At 38.7% G+C, this 21,934-nt stretch carries 21 protein-coding genes, 1 tRNA gene and 2 rRNA genes (1 of these 24 cut by a window edge); 21 read left to right on the top strand and 3 right to left on the bottom strand.

The window, feature by feature from the left end:
* The first annotated feature begins 191 nt into the window (after positions 1–191).
* The 13 genes from greA (at position 192) to IGJ37_RS10980 (ending at position 12,761) form a co-directional block, all read left to right on the top strand.
* A complete protein-coding gene (gene greA / locus IGJ37_RS11040) occupies positions 192–671 on the top strand; it encodes a transcription elongation factor GreA (protein ID WP_002355133.1) in 480 nt (159 codons plus the stop codon).
* A 150-nt stretch (positions 672–821) separates the two neighbouring features.
* Positions 822–1,553, top strand: coding sequence for a cell wall-active antibiotics response protein LiaF (gene liaF, locus IGJ37_RS11035; protein ID WP_002381168.1), 732 nt, complete (start codon positions 822–824; stop codon positions 1,551–1,553).
* On the top strand, positions 1,550–2,653 hold the full coding sequence (locus tag IGJ37_RS11030; protein ID WP_002365182.1) for a sensor histidine kinase: 1,104 nt from the start codon (positions 1,550–1,552) through the stop codon (positions 2,651–2,653). The genes liaF and IGJ37_RS11030 overlap by 4 nt, the downstream gene beginning before the upstream one ends.
* Positions 2,628–3,260 carry a response regulator gene (locus tag IGJ37_RS11025; protein WP_002355137.1) on the top strand — a complete coding sequence of 211 codons (633 nt, stop codon included), beginning with the start codon at positions 2,628–2,630 and terminating at the stop codon, positions 3,258–3,260. The genes IGJ37_RS11030 and IGJ37_RS11025 overlap by 26 nt, the downstream gene beginning before the upstream one ends.
* A 103-nt stretch (positions 3,261–3,363) precedes the next feature.
* A complete protein-coding gene (locus tag IGJ37_RS11020) occupies positions 3,364–4,029 on the top strand; it encodes a potassium channel family protein (protein ID WP_002355139.1) in 666 nt (221 codons plus the stop codon).
* A gap of 54 nt (positions 4,030–4,083) precedes the next feature.
* A complete protein-coding gene (locus tag IGJ37_RS11015; protein ID WP_002355140.1) occupies positions 4,084–4,413 on the top strand; it encodes a HesB/YadR/YfhF family protein in 330 nt (109 codons plus the stop codon).
* 203 nt (positions 4,414–4,616) lie between these two features.
* Positions 4,617–5,555 carry a glycosyltransferase family 2 protein gene (locus IGJ37_RS11010; RefSeq protein WP_023894780.1) on the top strand — a complete coding sequence of 313 codons (939 nt, stop codon included), beginning with the start codon at positions 4,617–4,619 and terminating at the stop codon, positions 5,553–5,555.
* A 146-nt stretch (positions 5,556–5,701) separates the two neighbouring features.
* Positions 5,702–6,835 carry an ABC transporter ATP-binding protein gene (locus IGJ37_RS11005; RefSeq protein ID WP_002385276.1) on the top strand — a complete coding sequence of 378 codons (1,134 nt, stop codon included), beginning with the start codon at positions 5,702–5,704 and terminating at the stop codon, positions 6,833–6,835.
* Complete coding sequence (locus IGJ37_RS11000; RefSeq protein WP_002355143.1) at positions 6,835–7,710, top strand: carbohydrate ABC transporter permease; 876 nt, start codon at positions 6,835–6,837, stop codon at positions 7,708–7,710. Before IGJ37_RS11005 ends, IGJ37_RS11000 begins: the two co-directional genes overlap by 1 nt.
* Before the next feature lie 4 nt (positions 7,711–7,714).
* Positions 7,715–8,533, top strand: a complete 819-nt coding sequence (locus IGJ37_RS10995) for a carbohydrate ABC transporter permease (RefSeq protein ID WP_002355144.1) — start codon at positions 7,715–7,717, stop codon at positions 8,531–8,533.
* Positions 8,517–9,806, top strand: coding sequence for an MBL fold metallo-hydrolase (locus IGJ37_RS10990; RefSeq protein WP_002359171.1), 1,290 nt, complete (start codon positions 8,517–8,519; stop codon positions 9,804–9,806). The genes IGJ37_RS10995 and IGJ37_RS10990 overlap by 17 nt, the downstream gene beginning before the upstream one ends.
* 23 nt (positions 9,807–9,829) lie before the next feature.
* Positions 9,830–11,110 (top strand): extracellular solute-binding protein, encoded by a 1,281-nt coding sequence (locus IGJ37_RS10985; RefSeq protein WP_002359172.1) that lies wholly within the window; start codon positions 9,830–9,832, stop codon positions 11,108–11,110.
* A gap of 97 nt (positions 11,111–11,207) precedes the next feature.
* Positions 11,208–12,761: a bifunctional metallophosphatase/5'-nucleotidase gene (locus IGJ37_RS10980; protein ID WP_252671687.1), complete on the top strand. Its 1,554-nt coding sequence runs from the start codon at positions 11,208–11,210 to the stop codon at positions 12,759–12,761.
* A gap of 65 nt (positions 12,762–12,826) precedes the next feature.
* On the opposite strand, the gene IGJ37_RS10975 is transcribed toward IGJ37_RS10980, so the two are convergent.
* Complete coding sequence (locus IGJ37_RS10975) at positions 12,827–13,789, bottom strand: phosphoglycerate dehydrogenase (protein WP_002355148.1); 963 nt, start codon at positions 13,787–13,789, stop codon at positions 12,827–12,829.
* Positions 13,790–13,937: 148 nt separating this feature from the next.
* Positions 13,938–14,948 (bottom strand): NAD(P)/FAD-dependent oxidoreductase, encoded by a 1,011-nt coding sequence (locus IGJ37_RS10970; RefSeq protein ID WP_002368301.1) that lies wholly within the window; start codon positions 14,946–14,948, stop codon positions 13,938–13,940.
* A 204-nt stretch (positions 14,949–15,152) separates the two neighbouring features.
* Between IGJ37_RS10970 and IGJ37_RS10965 the strand changes: the two genes are divergently transcribed.
* On the top strand, positions 15,153–15,743 hold the full coding sequence (locus IGJ37_RS10965) for a peptidylprolyl isomerase (protein ID WP_002355150.1): 591 nt from the start codon (positions 15,153–15,155) through the stop codon (positions 15,741–15,743).
* Positions 15,744–15,907: 164 nt separating this feature from the next.
* On the top strand, positions 15,908–16,114 hold the full coding sequence (locus IGJ37_RS10960) for a DUF3955 domain-containing protein (protein ID WP_002355151.1): 207 nt from the start codon (positions 15,908–15,910) through the stop codon (positions 16,112–16,114).
* A gap of 33 nt (positions 16,115–16,147) precedes the next feature.
* Here IGJ37_RS10960 and IGJ37_RS10955 read toward each other — a convergent pair whose 3' ends face one another.
* Positions 16,148–17,314, bottom strand: coding sequence for a MalY/PatB family protein (locus tag IGJ37_RS10955; RefSeq protein ID WP_325815262.1), 1,167 nt, complete (start codon positions 17,312–17,314; stop codon positions 16,148–16,150).
* 183 nt (positions 17,315–17,497) lie between these two features.
* Here IGJ37_RS10955 and IGJ37_RS10950 point away from each other — a divergent pair, with 183 nt between their 5' ends.
* From IGJ37_RS10950 to IGJ37_RS10925, 6 genes are all read left to right on the top strand, one after another.
* On the top strand, positions 17,498–17,866 hold the full coding sequence (locus IGJ37_RS10950; protein WP_002365178.1) for a CvfD/Ygs/GSP13 family RNA-binding post-transcriptional regulator: 369 nt from the start codon (positions 17,498–17,500) through the stop codon (positions 17,864–17,866).
* Positions 17,867–17,930: 64 nt separating this feature from the next.
* A complete protein-coding gene (locus IGJ37_RS10945; RefSeq protein WP_002385270.1) occupies positions 17,931–18,302 on the top strand; it encodes a hypothetical protein in 372 nt (123 codons plus the stop codon).
* Positions 18,286–18,534 (top strand): hypothetical protein, encoded by a 249-nt coding sequence (locus IGJ37_RS10940; RefSeq protein ID WP_002397654.1) that lies wholly within the window; start codon positions 18,286–18,288, stop codon positions 18,532–18,534. Before IGJ37_RS10945 ends, IGJ37_RS10940 begins: the two co-directional genes overlap by 17 nt.
* 434 nt (positions 18,535–18,968) lie before the next feature.
* A 16S ribosomal RNA gene (locus tag IGJ37_RS10935) occupies positions 18,969–20,529 on the top strand.
* Positions 20,530–20,608: 79 nt separating this feature from the next.
* A tRNA-Ala gene (locus tag IGJ37_RS10930) sits at positions 20,609–20,681 on the top strand.
* Between the two features lie 176 nt (positions 20,682–20,857).
* A 23S ribosomal RNA gene (locus IGJ37_RS10925) occupies positions 20,858–21,934 on the top strand (it continues 1,836 nt past the right edge of the window).
* The 16S and 23S rRNA genes sit together here with 1 tRNA gene alongside, the layout of an rRNA operon.

Genomic DNA, 21,934 nt, shown 5'->3' with positions numbered 1-21,934 from the left:
TAATCTGTTTAACAGAGGGAAAGAGTAGCAACTAGAAATTTATATAAATAAAATTTAGCAAAATCACAAAAATTCAATAATTATATTTACAATTTAGAAAAAGCGTGGTACTCTTTTGTGGATTGAAAGCGGAATTTTTTTCAATAACCAACCAAGAACTACGTATCGTTAAGCGAAAAAGGAGAATTAACATGGTAGAAAAAGTATATCCAATGACTCTTGAAGGAAAAGAAAAATTAGAACAAGAGCTAGAAGAATTAAAAACAATTAAACGTAAAGAAATCGTAGAGCGTATTAAAATCGCTCGTAGCTTTGGGGATCTTTCAGAGAACTCAGAGTATGAATCAGCTAAAGATGAACAAGCTTTCGTTGAAGGACGTATTACAACGTTAGAAAATATGATTCGTTTTGCAGAAATCATCGATAATGATGGCGTGGACCAAGACGAAGTTTCCATCGGTAAAACAGTTACTTTCCAAGAATTGCCTGATGGAGAAGAAGAGGAATACACAATCGTAGGAAGTGCCGAAGCCGATCCATTTTCTGGTAAAATTTCTAACGATTCACCGATTGCGCAAGCCTTAATTGGTAAACAATTAGGTGACCAAGTGATTATTGCAACACCTGGTGGCGACATGACAGTTAAAATTACAAAAGTTGAAGCAAACTAAATAATTGAGTAGGGCAGGCAGCTTCCAAGGCCTGTCCTTTCGCAATCTAAGACATTTAGGGCTAAAGTCCTATGGTAACCTGAGGCGCAAACCACTATGATTAAATAAAATAAACGAGTAAAATAAATGACAGAGGGAGGAGGCAAATCTATGAATAACCCTTGGCGCTTTTTTATCGTCGCAGAAGCATTACTTTTTATTCTGGCGTTATGGCAAATTGTACATAATCCTGGATTAGCTGTTTTATTAACAATTGGCGTTTTACTTGTGGCCTACGTTTCCAGGAAAGCATCTAAAACACATTTTAACAACTTTCAATTCGTCCTCGGCGTTGTTTTTATTGTCATTGGTGCAATGAATAGCACGGCTGTTTGGTTTATGTTGATTTTTGGCGTACTCTTTATCGGCTTAAAAGGCTTTGAGATTTCAGGCGTGGATATAGCTGAGCGAGCACCTTGGCGAAAAAAACAAATGATTATGGTGGAGACGGCGGCAAAAGAACCTAAAAATGGCAAACGATTTAAACGCCGCTGGTTTGCCAACGAACGCATTGGTAACAATATCTATGAATGGGACGATATCAATATTGATTTAATCTCTGGGGACACCATTATTGATTTAGGTAATACGCTACTACCGAAAGAAGACAATATTATTATTATTCGTAAAGGTTTTGGCCGCACGCGAATTCTAGTGCCGTTAGGTGTAGCTATTTTGTTAGAACATTCAACTTTTTACGGAACGGTACGTTTTGAAGAAGAAAAATATCAATTGAAAAACGAATCATTAAAAATTTACAGCAATGATTATGATACCAATCTTCGTCGTTTGAAAATTATGACGAACACTTTAGTAGGAGATGTTGAGGTGATCCGTGTATGACCGATCGGATTTCAAGACGCATGATTTCATTATATGCGTCCCTTAGCACCTTTATTGTTATCTTAATTACATTGTTTTCATATTTTCATTCGATTAAACAAAACCGGTGGCTATTAGAGCTTCTTCAGAGAAAAGTCTTTTATCTACCACTAATTGTGCACATTGTTCTCATATCCTTACTAATAGGCTTATTGACCTTTTTACTGATTTCATTGGTTCAAAAAGGGCAATATGGACGGATTGAAGAAAAACTTCGGTTATTGGCCAACGGTAATTATGAAAGTCCAGTCTTAAACAAACCAACGACCAGTGAAAATCAAGACCATTATCTAACCGAAGTCGAACAAGATATTTGGTCGATTAAAAATAAATTATTAGAGATGTCTAAAGAATTGCAATTATTAAACAGTCGACCGCAATTAATGGATGGGCAAACAAAAGAAGAAATTTTAGAGAACGAGCGGCATCGTTTGGCGCGGGAGTTGCATGATTCAGTCAGTCAACAACTTTTTGCAGCCATGATGATGTTGTCTGCATTAAATGAACAAGCACAACGAACAGAAACCCCGGAACCATATCGTAAACAACTAGCCATGGTGGCAGAAATCATTAATGCCTCCCAATCGGAAATGCGCGCGCTACTATTGCACTTGCGTCCTATCAGTCTAGAAGGAAAAAGTTTGCGTAAAGGTATTGAACAATTACTGAAAGAACTACAAACAAAAATTAAAATTGAATTGATTTGGGATGTTGAAGATGTTCATTTAAATAGCAGCATTGAGGATCATCTTTTCCGAATTGTGCAGGAGTTACTTTCAAATACCTTAAGACATGCCAAAGCAAAGGAATTAGAGGTATACTTACACCAAGTCGATAAAAACGTGTTATTGCGTATTGTTGATGATGGTGTCGGCTTTGATATGAAGGAACAAAGTAATAAAGCCGGTAGTTATGGATTAAATAATATTCGAGAACGTGTTGTCGGCATGGGCGGTACAGTTAAAATTATTAGTTTTAAAGGGCAGGGAACCAGCGTTGAAATTAAAGTTCCTGTCATAAAGGAGGAAACTGCAAGTGATCAAAGTAATGTTAGTGGATGACCATGAAATGGTCCGTTTAGGCGTTTCATCATATTTATCTATTCAAGAGGATATAGAAGTCGTAGGCGAAGCAGAAAACGGTAAGATTGGCTATGAAAAAGCATTGGAACTACGTCCAGATGTTATTTTGATGGATTTGGTAATGGAAGAAATGGACGGCATTGATTCAACAAAAGCGATCTTGAAAGATTGGCCAGAAGCCAAGATTATTATTGTGACGAGTTTTATTGATGATGAAAAAGTGTATCCGGCGATTGAAGCTGGTGCAGCGGGCTACCTATTAAAAACATCAACAGCACATGAGATTGCTGATGCAATTCGGGCGACTTATCGCGGAGAGCGTGTGTTGGAACCTGAAGTGACGCATAAGATGATGGAACGGTTAACAAAAAAACAAGAGCCGGTGTTGCACGAAGATTTGACAAACCGGGAACACGAAATTTTAATGTTGATTGCACAAGGTAAAAGTAATCAGGAAATAGCTGATGAACTCTTTATCACTTTGAAAACAGTTAAAACACATGTTTCAAACATTTTAGCAAAACTAGATGTGGATGATCGGACCCAAGCGGCGATTTATGCTTTTCAACATGGTTTAGCCAAATAAATATCAGATAAATCCATAAATAAATTCTAGGAAATCCTTCTAGGAATTTATTTATGGATTTGTTATACTAATTTTAACGAACAGACAGGAGCGGTCAGAAGAAATGAAACAAAATTTTGCAATTATTGGTTTAGGACGTTTTGGCGGCAGCATATGCCAAACTTTGGTGGAAGCTGGTCAAGAAGTTTTGGCCATTGACAGCAGTGAAGACCGTGTCAATGAATATATGAATATTGCAACGCATGCAGTGGTGGCTAACGCCCAAGATGAAATGACGTTGCGTTCTTTAGGGATTCGGAATTTTGATCACGTAGTGGTGGCAATTGGTGAAGATATTCAAGCGAGTATTTTAGTAACATTAATGGTTAAAGAGATGGGGGTTCCCAATGTCTTAGCCAAAGCAGTCAATGAATATCATGCCCGTGTCTTAGATAAAATTGGGGCAGACATGGTCGTTCACCCAGAGCGGGATATGGGCATTCGAATTGCTCACAAACTTGTTTCACGCAATATTTTAGATTATATTGAATTATCTAGCGAATTTTCATTAGCTGAGGTTCGGGTCACCAATCCTAAATTTTACAATAAAACCTTAGCAGAATTAAATTTCCGTCAGCGATTTGGTTTAACTGTGGTAGCGATTCGCCGCTCGAAAACAGAAGTAATTGCTTCGCCAGATGCTTCTGAAATTGTTCGAGAAAACGACAATTTATTAGTTATCGGTGATACAGCAGACGTGGATTTATTAGATGAAAAAATGAATGGCTAAGCACTTTATTCTCTAAAAGCACTACGCTGTGCTACAATAAATGGCGACAGAGATGTGAAGGAGGAACAAAGAATGAAATTAGAAGTGACACCGAAAGCCCAACAATGGTTTAAAGAAGAAACCGGGGTTCAGCCTGAGACAGGCATTCGTTTTTTCGGAAAAATTTACGGAAAAACACCTGTTCATGATGGTTTTTCCATTGCGATGTCTGTAGAAGCGCCAGATGAGCCAATGATTAAAGAGAACCTAGATGGGATTACCTATTTTATTGAAGAAACAGATGATTGGTTCTTTAAAGGGTATGATTTGATTGTTGATTATGATGAAAAGAATGATGAACCGCGTTATCAATTTGAAGCGAACCAAGAAGATTTAACAAAATAAATTTAGTGCTAAACAGAAAAAGATGAAGTAGTGCGTAGGACTATTTCTGTTGCTTTCGTTTAACCGCTAGTCAACCTGAGAAAAAATCGTTTTGGATTTTTTCTCAGGTTCTTTCTATTTAAGTTATTTTTAGTTGGATATCGTTATTTAATAAGGCTATTATATGGTATAATGATAATTAACTGAAGTGTGGAGGAAATAAAATGTTATCAATTGTTGTCCCTTGTTATAATGAGGAAGCAGCGATTCCGCTGTTTTTTGAAGAAGTAGAAAAAATTAGCCAGCAACTGTCTCATTCAGTAGAATATATATTTGTGAATGATGGCTCAAAAGATAATACGTTAGCTGTTTTAAGACAGCTTTATCGCGAACATCCAGAGAAGGTCCGTTATCTTTCTTTTTCACGAAATTTTGGGAAAGAAGCAGGCTTATACGCTGGTTTAAAAGAAGCAACAGGTGACTTAGTGACAGTCATGGACGTTGATTTACAAGACCCGCCTGAGTTATTACCTCAAATGATTGAGATGATTGAAACCAGTACAGATTTAGATTGTGTTGGCACACGACGCATAACAAGAGACGGCGAACCGCCCATTCGTAGCTTGTTTGCACGGATGTTCTATAAACTCATTAATCGAATTGCTGAGACGGAAATGGTGGATGGTGCCCGTGACTTTCGTGTCATGACCCGACAAATGGTCGATGCGATTTTAGAGTTATCTGAGTATAATCGTTTTTCAAAAGGGATTTTTAGTTGGGTCGGCTTTAAAACAGAATATATTGAATTTAAAAATCGAGAACGAATTGCTGGAGAAACCTCTTGGTCTTTCTGGAGTCTATTAAGTTATTCAATTGACGGGATTGTCAATTTTTCAGAAACACCATTGAATATTGCTTCATACGTTGGCGCCTTTTCGTGTATTGGTTCTGCACTAGCAATGTTAGTGATTATCTTTCGAACATTAGTTAATGGTGATCCAACAAGCGGCTGGCCTTCAATGGTTTGTATTGTACTTTTTGTAGGTGGTTTGCAACTATTATGTTTAGGAATTATTGGCAAATATATCGGCAAAATTTTCTTAGAAACGAAAAAACGACCAATTTATATTGTAAAGGAATCAGAAAAAGATTCTAAAAAATAACCAAAAAAGCAGAGAAAAATTCTCTGTTTTTTTGTTGTGCATTAAAAAAAGTGTGAATAGACTTTTCAGAAAAACAACATTTTTTACATAAAAAATACATTAACTTTACCTATTTTTATCTTAATGAAACAGCTTTGCTCTCGCGGTTGCAAGAAATAAATGTTAAAATCAAAAGGTATGCTATTAAATGTTTTTTTGGAGGTTGGGTCATGATAGAAGTTATCGACTTGAAAAAAGTATTCGATAATGGGTTTGAAGCGTTAAAATCGGTCAATTTTACGATTGAGCAAGGGGACTTGGTTTGTTTGTTAGGACCAAGTGGGTGTGGGAAATCCACAATTTTAAACTTAATTGCAGGTTTATTACATCCAAGTGATGGAGATATTCAGTTTCGACAGCAATCGGTTGTCAAAACAGCACCAAAAGATCGGAACATCGGGTTCGTTTTTCAAAACTATGCCTTATATCCACATATGACTGTTCTAGAAAACGTAATGTTTCCTTTGACGGTAGGAAGTAAGAAAGTTCCCAAGGCAGAGGCACAAGCTATTGCCGAAGAATATATGAAACTAACGAATATTGAAGAGTTAAGCCATAAAAAGCCAGGCACACTTTCTGGTGGTCAACAACAGCGTGTTGCGATTACCCGGGCGTTAGTTCAAAAACCAGATGTTTTATTATTAGATGAGCCTTTAAGTAACTTGGATGCACGTTTGCGTTTGAAAATTCGTGAAGAAATCCGCCGCTTGGTGAAAGAAGTAGGCATTACAACAATCTTTGTAACGCACGACCAAGAGGAAGCGCTATCAATCAGTGATAAAATTATTTTATTAAACGAAGGGGTTATTCAACAAAATGATGAACCTCAAAACCTTTACTTAGAACCAAATAACTTATTTGTTGCTCAGTTCATAGGTAACCCAATTATTAATTTATTGTCTGTTGAAGTGAAAGACGGCAAAATGTACCACGAAAGTTTTGAAATTCCGCTTGAGCGTTTTGAGCAAGCACGCTTTAAAATGCCAATGACTGATGGGAAATATACGTTTGCTTCTCGTCCAGAAGATGTGGTACCAACTGAAACAGGTCTCTTTACCACAACGACAGATTTAGTGGAATTGATTGGTCGAGAACGTATTTTACGATTTACATTAGGAAATGAACAAGTGAAATCAATTGTAAGTGTAGAAGAAGCGATTGAAGAAGGAGACACTTTATCTTTTGATTTTTCATATAAAAAAGTATTTATCTTTAACGAAGCGGGAGACCGGGTTTACTAATGAAAAAATACAATCCAGAAAATCAACCAAAAGCATGGCTCTTCCTTCTGCCATCATTAGGAATCATTTTACTGTTTAGCGTTTATCCGCTGTTTCGTTCTTTGTGGATGAGCTTCCAAAAAGGTTCCTTAATTAACCAACGCTACGCTGGTTTAGAAAATTATCAACGTGTATTGAATGATCCAATCTTCTATAAAGCGTTAAAAAATACAGCGCTCTATGCATTTGCTGTGGTACCGATTGCCTTGATAATTTCCCTAGCAATTGCTTGGATTATCTTTGAAAAAGTTAAACATAAGAGTTTCTTTGAAACGATTTTCTTTATGCCTTATGTAACGAGTACGATTGCCATTGGGATTGTCTTCCGTTACTTCTTTAATGGCGATTATGGAATTGTCAATTACGTCTTAGGCTTTTTCGGCATTCCTTCTGTCAACTGGCTAGATAATGTTCAAATGAGTATGCCGACATTGATTATTTTTGGGGTTTGGACGAGTTTAGCATTTAATATTATTATTTTGTTGGCTGGGTTGAGAAATATTGATGAAGAACATTTTAAAATTGCAAAAATGTTTGGCGCCTCAGACGGCGAAATTTTCCGACGTATTACGTTTCCGCAGCTAGTCCCGACCATTGCCTTTTTATTAACGGTCAATTTAATTGGCGCCTTTAAAGTTTATACACAAGTTTATGCTTTATTCGGTGGTCGTGCGGGGATTGCCAACAGTGCCACAACCGCAGTGTACTATATTTATGACAAATTCCACATTGCAGGGCGTCCCGGAATTGCGATGGCCGCCACAGTGATTTTATTTGTGATTATTTTAGTGGTCACTTTCTTACAAAATAAACTCTTAAAGAAAGTGGGGCAATAAGCCAATGAAAAAAGTTTTAACGATTATCGCATTTGTTTTCTTAGGCATTTTAGCCGTTATTACGTTATTTCCATTTGTCTATATGATTTTAGCTGGTTTAATGAGTTACTCTGAAGCGACCAGCATGCCGCCAACCATGTTTCCGAAACAACCACAATGGCAAAACTACACAGAGGTCTTTCAAAAAGCACCCTTTCTTCGGTATTTCTTAAACACAGTCTTTGTTTCAGGTGTTACAACGATTGCTACGGTAGTCACCGCCGTGTTAGCTTCATTCGCGTTAACGAGTTTGAAGTTCCGTTTTAAAAATGTGGTCATTGCTTTGATGATTTCGTTGTTAATGGTTCCGTATGAATCTATTATTTTTACCAATTATCAAACGATTGCGCAATTAGGTTTGTTAAATACTTACAGCGCCTTAATTATTCCATTTTTAACTAGTATTTTTTATATTTACTATTTAAACGGTTATTTAAAAGGTATTCCTGATACTTTTTACAAGGCTGCCAAAATTGATGGCGCTAGTGATTTAGAATATATTTGGCGTATTTTAGTACCAATGTCAAAACCAGCGTTGGTAACAGTAGGGATTTTAACATTTATTTCTAGTTGGAATTCTTTCTTGTGGCCATTGTTGGTGACGAACGAGAAAAAATACCGTCTATTGAATAATGGACTATCGGCCTTTGCGACAGAGAGCGGTAGTGACGTACATTTACAAATGGCTGCTGCAACATTAACCGTTATTCCAATTTTAATTATTTACTTGATTTTCAGAAAAGAAATTATCAGAGGAGTTGCAAAAAATGGAATCAAAGGCTAAAACAACTGTGACTTTTCACAGTGGCATTTTAACAATTGGAGGAACCGTGATTGAAGTGGCGTATAAAGATGCCCACATCTTCTTTGATTTTGGTACAGAATTTCGACCAGAATTAGATTTGCCCGATGATCACATTGAAACCTTAATTAATAATCGTTTAGTGCCAGAATTAAAAGACTTATATGATCCACGTTTAGGTTATGAATATCATGGTGCAGAAGACAAAGAGTATCAACACACAGCTGTTTTCTTATCTCATGCCCATTTAGATCATTCACGCATGATTAATTATTTAGACCCAGCTGTTCCGTTGTACACCCTAAAAGAAACGAAAATGATTCTAAATAGTTTAAATCGCAAAGGTGATTTTTTGATTCCATCACCGTTTGAAGAAAAGAATTTTACCCGAGAAATGATTGGTCTTAATAAAAACGATGTGATTAAAGTTGGCGAAATTTCAGTGGAAATCGTACCTGTTGATCATGATGCGTACGGTGCTTCGGCATTACTGATTCGCACGCCTGACCATTTCATCACATACACAGGTGATTTGCGCTTACATGGCCATAATCGTGAAGAGACTTTAGCTTTTTGTGAAAAAGCCAAACATACTGAATTATTAATGATGGAAGGCGTAAGCATTAGCTTCCCAGAACGTGAACCAGATCCAGCCCAAATAGCGGTTGTCAGTGAAGAAGATCTTGTTCAGCACTTGGTTCGTTTAGAACTAGAAAACCCGAATCGACAAATTACCTTTAATGGTTATCCAGCAAACGTAGAACGTTTTGCTAAGATTATTGAAAAGTCACCACGTACAGTCGTTTTAGAAGCAAATATGGCTGCGTTGTTACTTGAAGTATTTGGAATAGAAGTTCGTTATTATTATGCTGAATCTGGTAAAATACCAGAATTGAATCCAGCGTTAGAAATCCCGTATGACACGTTACTAAAGGACAAAACAGACTATTTGTGGCAAGTTGTGAACCAGTTTGACAACCTCCAAGAAGGTAGTTTATACATTCACAGTGATGCCCAACCGTTAGGGGACTTTGATCCACAGTATCGCGTGTTTTTAGATTTGTTGGCTAAAAAAGACATTACTTTTGTCCGCTTAGCTTGTTCAGGACATGCAATTCCAGAAGATCTGGATAAAATTATTGCATTGATTGAACCTCAAGTATTGGTTCCAATCCATACGTTAAAACCAGAAAAACTGGAAAACCCGTATGGTGAAAGAATATTGCCAGAACGTGGCGAGCAAATTGTTTTATAAATTTTTTTAAGGGAGAGAAAAAAATGAAGTTCAAAACTCTAGCAACAACAGTGTTAGCAACCGCAGCTATTTTCGCATTGGGGGCTTGTGGTAACGGTAATGGGGCCAAAGAATCAAACGATATTGTGAAAGAAGTGAAGGAAGATACGACAATCACTTTCTGGCATGCAATGAATGGGGTTCAAGAAGAAGCGTTAACAAAATTAACGAAAGACTTCATGAAAGAAAATCCAAAAATTAAAGTGGAATTACAAAATCAATCTGCTTACCCTGATTTACAAGCCAAAATCAATTCGACTTTAACTTCACCAAAAGATTTACCAACAATTACGCAAGCGTACCCAGGCTGGTTATGGAATGCTGCACAAGATGAAATGTTAGTGGACTTAAAACCATATATGGATGATGACACAATCGGCTGGAAAGATGCAGAGCCAATTCGTGAAGTATTATTAGACGGCGCCAAAATCGACGGCAAACAATACGGCATTCCATTTAATAAATCGACAGAAATGTTATTCTATAATGCTGATTTGTTGAAAGAATATGGTGTTGAAGTACCGAAAACATTAGAGGAATTAAAAGAAGCTTCTAAAACAATTTACGAAAAATCCAACAAAGAAGTCGTTGGTGCTGGTTTTGACTCGTTAAATAACTATTACGCAATTGGAATGAAAAACAAAGGCGTTGATTTTAATAAAGACTTAGATTTAACAAGCAAAGATTCACAAGAAGTCGTGGACTATTACCGTGATGGTATCGAAGCAGGTTACTTCCGCACAGCTGGTTCAGATAAATATTTATCTGGCCCATTTGCAAACAAAAAGGTAGCAATGTTTGTCGGTAGTATTGCTGGTGCTGGTTTTGTTCAAAAAGATGCTGAAGCTGGTGGCTATGAATACGGTGTTGCACCACGTCCTGAAAAAATCAACTTACAACAAGGAACAGATATTTATATGTTCGATAGTGCTACGCCAGAACAACGGACAGCGGCATTTGAATTCATGAAATTCTTAGCAACGCCTGATTCACAATTGTACTGGGCACAACAAACAGGTTATATGCCAATTTTAGAATCTGTTTTACACAGTGATGAGTACAAAAACTCTAAGACAACCAAAGTACCTGCACAACTTGAAAACGCAGTAAAAGATTTATTCGCTATCCCAGTAGAAGAAAATGCTGATTCAGCCTATAATGAAATGCGGACAATTATGGAAAGTATTTTTGCTTCATCAAATAAAGACACGAAAAAATTATTGAAAGATGCAACATCACAATTTGAACAAGCATGGAACCAATAATCAATAAATAAACAGACGTGGGAGGTTGGGATCTGAGTCGTTATGGCTCGTGTTCTAACCTTCCTGTTCTTTTGGGCGGAAGAAGGAGAGAAACAAAATGCAAATAAAAATTTTAGCAACAAGTGATATACATGGGTACATTATGCCAACAAGTTATAGTGAAAAAAAGATGGATTTACCTTTTGGAACCGCAAAAGCAGCAACCATGCTGAAAAAGTTACGGGCGTCTGCCAAAGGACCAGTTTTTCAAATTGAAAATGGGGATTTTATTCAAGGTTCGCCGCTTAGTTACTACGTAAGAAAAGCAGAAACACATTCAGTGGCTGCCATCACTAAGATCATTAATCAAATGAATTATGATGTTAGCATTTTAGGTAACCATGAATTTAATTACGGATTAGATTATTTAAAGGAAACGATTGCCAGTTATCAACAGCCAGTTTTAGCTGCCAATATTCTTGGTAAAGATGGACAACCTTATTTCGGTCAGCCGTATGTCATCATAGAAAAACAAGGGATTAAAGTAGCCATCCTTGGCGTGACGACTCAATATATTCCTCATTGGGAACAGCCGGCAACAGTCAAAGATTTAACGTTTAAAAGTGTCGTTGAAACAGCGGCAGAATACGTGCCAAAACTGCGGGAAGAAGCGGATCTAGTTGTTGTCGCTTACCATGGCGGTTTTGAAAAAGATTTAGAAACAGGGGAACCCACGGAATTACTAACAGGAGAAAATGAAGGCTACGATTTATTGGAAAAAGTTCCTGGGATTGATGCCTTAGTCACTGGTCACCAACATCGAGAAATTGCTACAAAACTGAATGGAATACCTGTGATTCAACCAGGTTTTCGAGGAGCTTTTGTTGGAGAAATTACTTTAGAAATTGAACCTATGGCTAAAGGCTATCGCGTTATTGGAAGTGACGCAGCTATTCATCCTGTTGGAAACGAACAACCAGATGCAGAAATTTTAGCTTTGACAACAGCGTTACATGACGAGGTAGAAGAGTGGCTTGACCAACCAGTGGGAAATGTGGAAGGGGATATGACGATTCAAAATCCGAATGTCGTACGCCTCAAAGAACATCCATATATAGAATTTATTAATAACGTCCAAATGGCTTCAAGCGGAACGGATATTTCAGGGACTGCACTTTTTAACAATGAAGGCAAAGGATTTAATAATCAAATTACGATGCGCGATATCATTACCAACTACATTTATCCAAATACTTTGGCTGTATTGCGTGTCACTGGACAAGACCTCCGTGAAGCGTTAGAACAAAGCGCTACTTATTTTGTGTTAGAAAAAGGCCAACCAATTTTTAACCCGAAATATGTCGATCCAAAACCACAATACTATAATTATGATATGTATGAAGGCATTGAGTATACGCTTGATTTAAGACAACCGTTTGGTGAAAGAGTGACGAAACTTAATTATCATGGCAAAGCAGTGCAAGCAGAAGATGTTTTGGAAATCGTGACAAATCAATACCGAGCAGTCGGTGGCGGAAACTATCAAATGTTCCAACCTGAAAAAATTATTCGAGAAATTCAAATTGATATGACGGAACTGATTGCAGAATATTTGAAAAAACATCCAATCATTCAAGCGTCGACAAATGATAACTTCAAGGTTATCTGGTAAAAAATAGCAAAAAAAAGCCTTCAACCATGCAATTACTTGAAAGATGGTTGAAGGCCTTTTTTGAGTTAATAGCCTTTTTTTAAGGAAACTTGGTTTTTGACGAGGGTCTGATCCGTTACAAATTGATTTAAGTTTGGAATAAAAATCGCCAGTAATTTTGATTTGAACTTCGGTGTCATGCCAGAAATATGAGGTGTTAATAAAACATTCTGCATCTCCCATAAAGGGCTATCTTCGGGAAGAGGTTCTTCTTCAAAGACATCTAAGGCAGCAAAAGCAATGGTTTTATTGTTTAAGGCAGTTATCAAATCGTTCGTTGCTACTGAGGCGCCTCGACCAACATTTACGAAAATTGTTTCAGGAGCCATTTTTTCAAAAAGTGCCTGATTGTATAAATGTTTTGTTGTTTCAGTCAAAGGAAGAATGTTCACAACAATGGACATTTCATGGATAATTTTACTCATATTCTTCTGTGAATAGCATTCAATGAAGCCTTCCGTCACATGTCCAGAGGTATTCACGCCATAAACTTGAAGATTTAAACCTTTAGCAAATTTAGCTAATTGTTGTCCGATTTGCCCGGTGCCTACGATTAACATTTTTTGCCCAGAAAGTTGTTGATAGGAAGGGGCTGTTTGATTCCATGTGTGTTGCATTTGTTGTTGGATACTTTCTTGCAGTCCGCGGGTATGTGCTAATAAAACGCCTAAAACATGTTCTGAGATAGAAACACTATGGATTCCGCTACCATTAGACAACAGAATGCCTTTTTCTCTTAATTTATCAAAATCCATATAATCAGCACCAGCAGAAATGAGCTGAATCCATTTTAGGTGACTAGTATCAGAGGCTAATAAACGCGGACCAATTTCTTTATGCCAGCCTAACATAATTTCGATTGCCTCTTCTTCAGCAGAGGATAAATGATCGGTAGATGTTTTAACTAGATAATTGGGCGCCACAGCTTTCACTTGTTCCAGTTGTTCTTCATTGAATACTTCATTTAAATAAATAATTGGTTGGTTCATCTTTCTTCCTCCTAGCACTTTTTATTGTATCAAAAATAAATTTAAAAGAGAAAAAGAAAGGCTTTTCAGTAAAGCAGAAAGCCAAGGACAAAAATCCGATTTAGATTTTTGTCCTTGGCTTAAAAACTGCTAAAGTCCAGTGCTAACCTTATTTAGGTACGCCGTTTTCAAATAAACTTGTACTATGAACTGGTTGACGTCGAGCATCGGGCCGTAAGTAATGTAAAGCATTATTTACGGCAGTAGGTGCCTCACCAAAGCCTGTAGCGATTAATTTCACTTTTCCCTCATAGGAACAGATATCCCCTACAGCGTATACACCAGGAATGTTAGTTGACATATCGGAATGAACATTAATAGCATTTCTAGAAACGTCTAATCCCCATTCTTTGAGGTGTGTTAAAGAAGAAGTGAAGCCATAATTGATAATTAAATCATCCAGAGGGAGATCCAATGTTTGGTCACCTTTTGTCTCCGTTAATTGGATGCCTGTGAACGTTTCATTTTCCTTTAAAATATCACTAATGATATAAGGAGTTCTGATAGAAACGCTAGATTTTTCCAGTTGTTCCACGCTATGTTCATGGCCGCGAAATTGTGGGCGACGATGGATAATAGATACTTCTTCTGCAACGTTTTCTAGCATTAAAGCCCAGTCAATTGCGGAATCGCCGCCACCAGCAATCGCAACTTTTTTGCCAGCGAATTTTTTCATGTCAGTCACATAATAATGGATTGACTCACCTTCAAAGGCTTCAACATTTTCGATAGCTAAACGTCGAGGTTGGAAAGCGCCGTTACCAATCGCAAAGATAACCGTTTTAGAATAATGTGTGCCTTTAGTTGTGTCTAAGCGCAAAAGTCCATCTGCTTCCTGTGCAAGGTGTGTGACCTCTTCTTCCAAGCAAACATCGTGCTGAAATGGCTGCATCTGTTTTTCCAAATTGGCAATTAACTCACCGGCTTTAATAGCAGGGAATCCAGGAATATCATAAATATATTTTTCGGGATACAGCATTGTTAGCTGACCACCTAATTGCGGCAGGCTATCAATGATTTTCGTTTTCGCTTTACGAATTCCCGCATAAAAAGCGGCAAATAATCCAACAGGACCGCCGCCGATAATCGTTAAATCATAAATATCTTTTTCATCAGACATTTGAAAATTCCTCCTAATTCATTTAGGGTTGAGACAACTATTGATCGTTTTGCGAACACTTCACAAAATAGCACGGCTTTTCGAAAAAAGCAAGTTTGGCTAACGAATCAAAGCATTCTTTAATCATTGGAAAAAGATCATAGCAATTTTCAGCATTTTTCGATATGATGGAACTATAAAATAATTATCTAGGAGGACATTCTCATGTCACAATTTCCACAATTAGATTTAGAAAATGCTAAAGGCCCAAAAGCGGTCATTAAAACAAACCGAGGCGACATCACTGTTCAATTATTCCCAGAACAAGCGCCTAAAACGGTTAAAAATTTTGTTGAATTAGCGAAAAAGGGCTACTATGATGGCGTTATTTTCCATCGTGTGATTCCTGATTTTATGATTCAAGGCGGTGACCCAACCGGAACAGGAATGGGCGGCGAAAGTATTTATGGAGAAGCATTTGAGGATGAATTTTCTCGGGATGTTTTCAATTTGCGTGGCGCATTGTCAATGGCAAATGCTGGTCCTAACACAAATGGTAGCCAATTCTTTGTTGTTACTAATCAAAATGTTCCAGCTCAAATGATGAGTCAGTTAGAAGATGCTGGTTTTCCAGAAGAAATTATTGAAGCTTACAAACAAGGCGGAACACCTTGGTTAGACTTCCGTCATACTGTTTTTGGTCATGTTGTTGATGGTATGGATGTAGTGGATGAAATTGGTGGAGTCCAACGGGATGCCCAAGACCGTCCAACATTTGACGTCGTGATGGACACAGTTGAAATCATTGGTGAATAAGTTTAACCAATTGAAAAAGAGAGTACCAACGAGGGACAAATTCGTTGGTACTCTTTATTTTTTTCTTAAAACGACTAACTTTTTTTTAAAAGCATCCAAATCTCTTCTTTTAATGAAGTCTTTATAGGATACTGAGTTAAAGAATAGAAGGAGAGGAAGCAAATTTGTTAGAAAAATACAGATATCCAATGGCCTTGGCTTTGTTTGCAGTAATACTCCCATTTATAGGAACGTTTTTTACGTATGTAGATCAGCAAGGAATCGTTCATGAACCAGGATTTTATACAATCATAATTGGAGAAATTTTACTTCTATTTTCAGGTATCTGGTTCGTCAGAGTTTATTTAGCTAAACGCAAAAGAAAGAATTAAAAACAGCTGTCCTAAAAACTAGGACAGCTGTTTTTAATTAAAGGCTTTTTTGATACGTAAAAGGCCTTCTTCGAGAGTTTCTTTTGAACAAGCTAAGTTTAAACGCATGTGTTGAGAACCTTGGGGACCAAAACTAATTCCTGGATTTAGAACCACTTTCCCCTTATGAATTAAGGTATCGCGAAGTTCTCGATCCGTTAGTGAATAAGAACTAAAGTCTAACCATAAAAGATAGGTCCCTTCAGGCTCCATTACACGAACGCTAGGCAGCTCTTCACGGAAAAAAGAAAGGGCAAAATCAATATTTTCTTTTAAATAATCAAGTAATGCCGTTAGCCATTCCTCCCCTGTTTGATAGGCAGCTGCCGTTCCAACGTAGCCAAAAGTATTGATGCCGCCTTGATGATTTTTGTCTTGTAAAGATACGAAAGATTGCCGTAGTTTTTCATTAGGAATGAACAGCATTGAATTTTTAATCCCCGCTAAATTAAAGGTTTTCGTTGCTGCGGTTAAGGTAACAGTGAATTCCTTAAATGCATCATCAGCGACAGTGAAGGAAGTGAAGGTATGCGGTTTGAAAATCAAATCCTGATGAATTTCATCGCTAACCACAGTTACTTGGTGTTTTTGGCATAAACGGCCAATTGCCAGCAATTCTTCTTTTGTCCAAACACGTCCACCAGGATTATGGGGATTACAAAAAAGTAACAGTTTCACCTTTTCTTCGATTATCTGTTGTTCCATTTTAACCAAATCAACTTCATAATGTCCGTTAATTTCTAGTAAAGAATGGCGCACAAGTCTACGCTCATTTTGTTTTACCACATCTGCAAAAGGGGGGTAGACTGGATCACAAATCATGACAGAATCAGCAGGTGCTGTATACGCTTGAACGGTTGTGGCCAAACTGGGTACCACGCCACTATTAAACAAAATTTCTTCTTTTTCAACAATCAATTGATGGTGTTGCCGTTGCCAATCTTGAATTGCTTGATACAGTTCATTAGGTGCAACTGCATATCCTAGAATGCCCTGTTCAATAACTTGTGACAAGGCATCAAGAATAGGCTGATGTACTTTGAAATCCATATCAGCAACCCATAAAGGTAGTAAATCTTTTTCGTGGTAACTCGCTTCAACGGTGTCCCATTTAACACAATTCGTGTGGCGACGCTCAATGGTTTCATTAAAATTAAACATAAGATAACTCCTTTTCTTCTATATAAAGTCTTACTTCCTATAGTATAGTAGATTTTGCTTAAAAGATGAAACAATAGTTTTAACAACTAGGGAAGAAATAATGCACAAACGTTGAAAAAATGCTATTATTTTAAATGAGTAGAAACGGAAAAAGAAATTTATCGTATGAAAAGAGGAAATTTGATGAAGTACAAAATTGGTATGGTACTTTCTGGCACAATTACCGGACTTCAACCATATGGCGCATTTGTTTCTTTAGACGAAGAAACACAAGGATTGATTCATGTTTCGGAAGTACAAGCTGGCTTTACCAAAAATATCCATGGACTCTTAACCGTTGGACAAAAAGTAACCGTTCAAGTTATTGATGTTGATGAATATTCTCAAAAGATTAGCTTATCTTTACGAACCCTTGAAGACAAAGTTCATTCAGTGAACCATCGACGCAAAAAATATTTTACGGATAAGAATAAAAAAATTGGCTTTGCAACCTTAGACAAAGAACTTCCAGAATGGATTGATGAAGCAATGGATAAGTTGCTTGAAAAATAATTCTGTATTTTTTCAGAAAGTGTGTTACAATTTCTTTTGTTAGTGAATCTAAAAATTAATTGAGGTGGATGTCGTGTCTAACAAAAAAGTCGCTGGAACAATCATACTGAACTTAAACGATGGTAGTAAAAAATTTTTGATGCATCCAATAGGTGAAGCGATTGAGTTTGCGATGGCAAAAGTTTCTGATGAGATGACGGGTTTAGCTAGTATGCTACAATGGTTCAAAGAAGAGGTTCAATTGGACGTTACTTCAATTAGCTTAGTAGAATTAACTAACGCGCATATCAATAAAGAAAATGTTCCGCTGTTTGTCTTCGAGATGGATGAACAAGCACTTAAAAATGAAATGGATAAAGACTATACATGGGTAGCACCTGCAGAATTAAAAACGATTTGGTCAAAATATCATATTGAAGGTGTCCCAATGTTTTAAACAAAAAAGAAAGAATCTGTCGATAATCGAACAGATTCTTTCTTTTTTTATGTTGTACGTAAAAAAGTTAATCGAACTATTTCAAATATATGATTCAAATTGTTCGATTTTTAGTAAGGGATTAAACTATTTTGATAGACAATTAGGATTTAAAAAGTTTAAAAACGAAATAATTGAAAAGAATGAAAACAGATTGAAAACTTCTTTTAATTTTTTTGAAAAAAAGTGTTGACCAAACATCAAAATCTTGATATATTATTACATGTCGCAAGGCGAGTCACACAGCTGAGCGATTCAGAAATCAATAATTAAATAACAATTCTTGATTTCAAATCTCTCGAAAAAAGTTTGAAAAAACAACAAAAAAGTTGTTGACAAATAACAAACGAGATGATAAGATATAGAAGTTGTCACAACAGACAACGACAACCGAGCAAAACAACTTAAAAAAACTTTTTCAAAAAAGTTCTTGACATTCAAACGAAAGTTTGTTATGATATAAAAGTTGCTGCGAGGTAACGTAGACCTTTGAAAACTGAACAAAGAATAGACGAACCAAATGTGTAGGGCGTCTTGATTCAATTCAAGACAACAAACATTTTTAACAAGCAAGCAATATGCTAGCAAACAAATTGAGCTTAACAATCGCAAGGTTGTTCTAACTTTTATTATGAGAGTTTGATCCTGGCTCAGGACGAACGCTGGCGGCGTGCCTAATACATGCAAGTCGAACGCTTCTTTCCTCCCGAGTGCTTGCACTCAATTGGAAAGAGGAGTGGCGGACGGGTGAGTAACACGTGGGTAACCTACCCATCAGAGGGGGATAACACTTGGAAACAGGTGCTAATACCGCATAACAGTTTATGCCGCATGGCATAAGAGTGAAAGGCGCTTTCGGGTGTCGCTGATGGATGGACCCGCGGTGCATTAGCTAGTTGGTGAGGTAACGGCTCACCAAGGCCACGATGCATAGCCGACCTGAGAGGGTGATCGGCCACACTGGGACTGAGACACGGCCCAGACTCCTACGGGAGGCAGCAGTAGGGAATCTTCGGCAATGGACGAAAGTCTGACCGAGCAACGCCGCGTGAGTGAAGAAGGTTTTCGGATCGTAAAACTCTGTTGTTAGAGAAGAACAAGGACGTTAGTAACTGAACGTCCCCTGACGGTATCTAACCAGAAAGCCACGGCTAACTACGTGCCAGCAGCCGCGGTAATACGTAGGTGGCAAGCGTTGTCCGGATTTATTGGGCGTAAAGCGAGCGCAGGCGGTTTCTTAAGTCTGATGTGAAAGCCCCCGGCTCAACCGGGGAGGGTCATTGGAAACTGGGAGACTTGAGTGCAGAAGAGGAGAGTGGAATTCCATGTGTAGCGGTGAAATGCGTAGATATATGGAGGAACACCAGTGGCGAAGGCGGCTCTCTGGTCTGTAACTGACGCTGAGGCTCGAAAGCGTGGGGAGCAAACAGGATTAGATACCCTGGTAGTCCACGCCGTAAACGATGAGTGCTAAGTGTTGGAGGGTTTCCGCCCTTCAGTGCTGCAGCAAACGCATTAAGCACTCCGCCTGGGGAGTACGACCGCAAGGTTGAAACTCAAAGGAATTGACGGGGGCCCGCACAAGCGGTGGAGCATGTGGTTTAATTCGAAGCAACGCGAAGAACCTTACCAGGTCTTGACATCCTTTGACCACTCTAGAGATAGAGCTTTCCCTTCGGGGACAAAGTGACAGGTGGTGCATGGTTGTCGTCAGCTCGTGTCGTGAGATGTTGGGTTAAGTCCCGCAACGAGCGCAACCCTTATTGTTAGTTGCCATCATTTAGTTGGGCACTCTAGCGAGACTGCCGGTGACAAACCGGAGGAAGGTGGGGATGACGTCAAATCATCATGCCCCTTATGACCTGGGCTACACACGTGCTACAATGGGAAGTACAACGAGTCGCTAGACCGCGAGGTCATGCAAATCTCTTAAAGCTTCTCTCAGTTCGGATTGCAGGCTGCAACTCGCCTGCATGAAGCCGGAATCGCTAGTAATCGCGGATCAGCACGCCGCGGTGAATACGTTCCCGGGCCTTGTACACACCGCCCGTCACACCACGAGAGTTTGTAACACCCGAAGTCGGTGAGGTAACCTTTTTGGAGCCAGCCGCCTAAGGTGGGATAGATGATTGGGGTGAAGTCGTAACAAGGTAGCCGTATCGGAAGGTGCGGCTGGATCACCTCCTTTCTAAGGAATATTACGGAAATACACATTTCGTCTTTACTTTGTTCAGTTTTGAGAGGTCTACTCTCAATCAAATAAATTCGGGGCCTTAGCTCAGCTGGGAGAGCGCCTGCTTTGCACGCAGGAGGTCAGCGGTTCGATCCCGCTAGGCTCCATTGATAGCTTTTGCTATCAGATTCGTTCATTGAAAACTGGATATTGAAGTAAAAAGAATCAAAACAAACCGAGAACACCGCGTTGAATGAGTTTTTTAATAAGTTCAATTGCTTATTTATTGATTAACCTTCTATCGCTAGAAGAAGTGATCAAGACCCAACCGTAAGGTTGATAAGGTTAAGTGAATAAGGGCGCACGGTGGATGCCTTGGCACTAGGAGCCGATGAAGGACGGGACTAACACCGATATGCTTTGGGGAGCTGTAAGTAAGCTATGATCCAGAGATTTCCGAATGGGGGAACCCAATATCTTTTATAGGATATTACTTTTCAGTGAATACATAGCTGATTAGAGGTAGACGCAGAGAACTGAAACATCTTAGTACCTGCAGGAAGAGAAAGAAAATTCGATTCCCTGAGTAGCGGCGAGCGAAACGGGAAGAGCCCAAACCAACAAGCTTGCTTGTTGGGGTTGTAGGACTCCGATATGGTAGTCTGTTAGTATAGTTGAAGGATTTGGAAAATTCCGCTAAAGAGGGTGAAAGCCCCGTAGACGAAATGCTGACAACACCTAGGAGGATCCTGAGTACGGCGGAACACGAGAAATTCCGTCGGAATCCGCGGGGACCATCCCGCAAGGCTAAATACTCCCTAGTGACCGATAGTGAACCAGTACCGTGAGGGAAAGGTGAAAAGCACCCCGGAAGGGGAGTGAAATAGATCCTGAAACCGTGTGCCTACAACAAGTCAAAGCTCGTTAATGAGTGATGGCGTGCCTTTTGTAGAATGAACCGGCGAGTTACGATTGCATGCGAGGTTAAGTCGAAGAGACGGAGCCGCAGCGAAAGCGAGTCTGAATAGGGCGAATGAGTATGTAGTCGTAGACCCGAAACCATGTGATCTACCCATGTCCAGGTTGAAGGTGCGGTAAAACGCACTGGAGGACCGAACCCACGTACGTTGAAAAGTGCGGGGATGAGGTGTGGGTAGCGGAGAAATTCCAAACGAACTTGGAGATAGCTGGTTCTCTCCGAAATAGCTTTAGGGCTAGCCTCGGAATTGAGAATGATGGAGGTAGAGCACTGTTTGGACTAGGGGCCCATCTCGGGTTACCGAATTCAGATAAACTCCGAATGCCATTCATTTATATCCGGGAGTCAGACTGCGAGTGATAAGATCCGTAGTCGAAAGGGAAACAGCCCAGACCACCAGCTAAGGTCCCAAAATATATGTTAAGTGGAAAAGGATGTGGG

This window comes from Enterococcus sp. AZ104, assembly GCF_050546705.1.
GTDB lineage: Bacteria > Bacillota > Bacilli > Lactobacillales > Enterococcaceae > Enterococcus > Enterococcus faecalis.
This window is presented reverse-complemented; position numbering and strand designations above follow the sequence as displayed.

Excerpts from the sequence above, each read along its gene's own strand:
- IGJ37_RS11020 (WP_002355139.1), top strand. The coding sequence starts at position 3,364 with ATGAAACAAAATTTTGCAATTATTGGTTTAGGACGTTTTGGCGGCAGC.
- IGJ37_RS10955 (WP_325815262.1), bottom strand. The coding sequence starts at position 17,314 with ATGTTTAATTTTAATGAAACCATTGAGCGTCGCCACACGAATTGTGTT.
- greA (WP_002355133.1), top strand. The coding sequence starts at position 192 with ATGGTAGAAAAAGTATATCCAATGACTCTTGAAGGAAAAGAAAAATTA.
- IGJ37_RS10975 (WP_002355148.1), bottom strand. The coding sequence starts at position 13,789 with ATGAACCAACCAATTATTTATTTAAATGAAGTATTCAATGAAGAACAA.
- IGJ37_RS10995 (WP_002355144.1), top strand. The coding sequence starts at position 7,715 with ATGAAAAAAGTTTTAACGATTATCGCATTTGTTTTCTTAGGCATTTTA.
- IGJ37_RS11000 (WP_002355143.1), top strand. The coding sequence starts at position 6,835 with ATGAAAAAATACAATCCAGAAAATCAACCAAAAGCATGGCTCTTCCTT.
- IGJ37_RS10985 (WP_002359172.1), top strand. The coding sequence starts at position 9,830 with ATGAAGTTCAAAACTCTAGCAACAACAGTGTTAGCAACCGCAGCTATT.
- IGJ37_RS10970 (WP_002368301.1), bottom strand. The coding sequence starts at position 14,948 with ATGTCTGATGAAAAAGATATTTATGATTTAACGATTATCGGCGGCGGT.
- IGJ37_RS10990 (WP_002359171.1), top strand. The coding sequence starts at position 8,517 with ATGGAATCAAAGGCTAAAACAACTGTGACTTTTCACAGTGGCATTTTA.
- IGJ37_RS11030 (WP_002365182.1), top strand. The coding sequence starts at position 1,550 with ATGACCGATCGGATTTCAAGACGCATGATTTCATTATATGCGTCCCTT.
- liaF (WP_002381168.1), top strand. The coding sequence starts at position 822 with ATGAATAACCCTTGGCGCTTTTTTATCGTCGCAGAAGCATTACTTTTT.
- IGJ37_RS10950 (WP_002365178.1), top strand. The coding sequence starts at position 17,498 with ATGAAGTACAAAATTGGTATGGTACTTTCTGGCACAATTACCGGACTT.
- IGJ37_RS10965 (WP_002355150.1), top strand. The coding sequence starts at position 15,153 with ATGTCACAATTTCCACAATTAGATTTAGAAAATGCTAAAGGCCCAAAA.
- IGJ37_RS11010 (WP_023894780.1), top strand. The coding sequence starts at position 4,617 with ATGTTATCAATTGTTGTCCCTTGTTATAATGAGGAAGCAGCGATTCCG.
- IGJ37_RS10980 (WP_252671687.1), top strand. The coding sequence starts at position 11,208 with ATGCAAATAAAAATTTTAGCAACAAGTGATATACATGGGTACATTATG.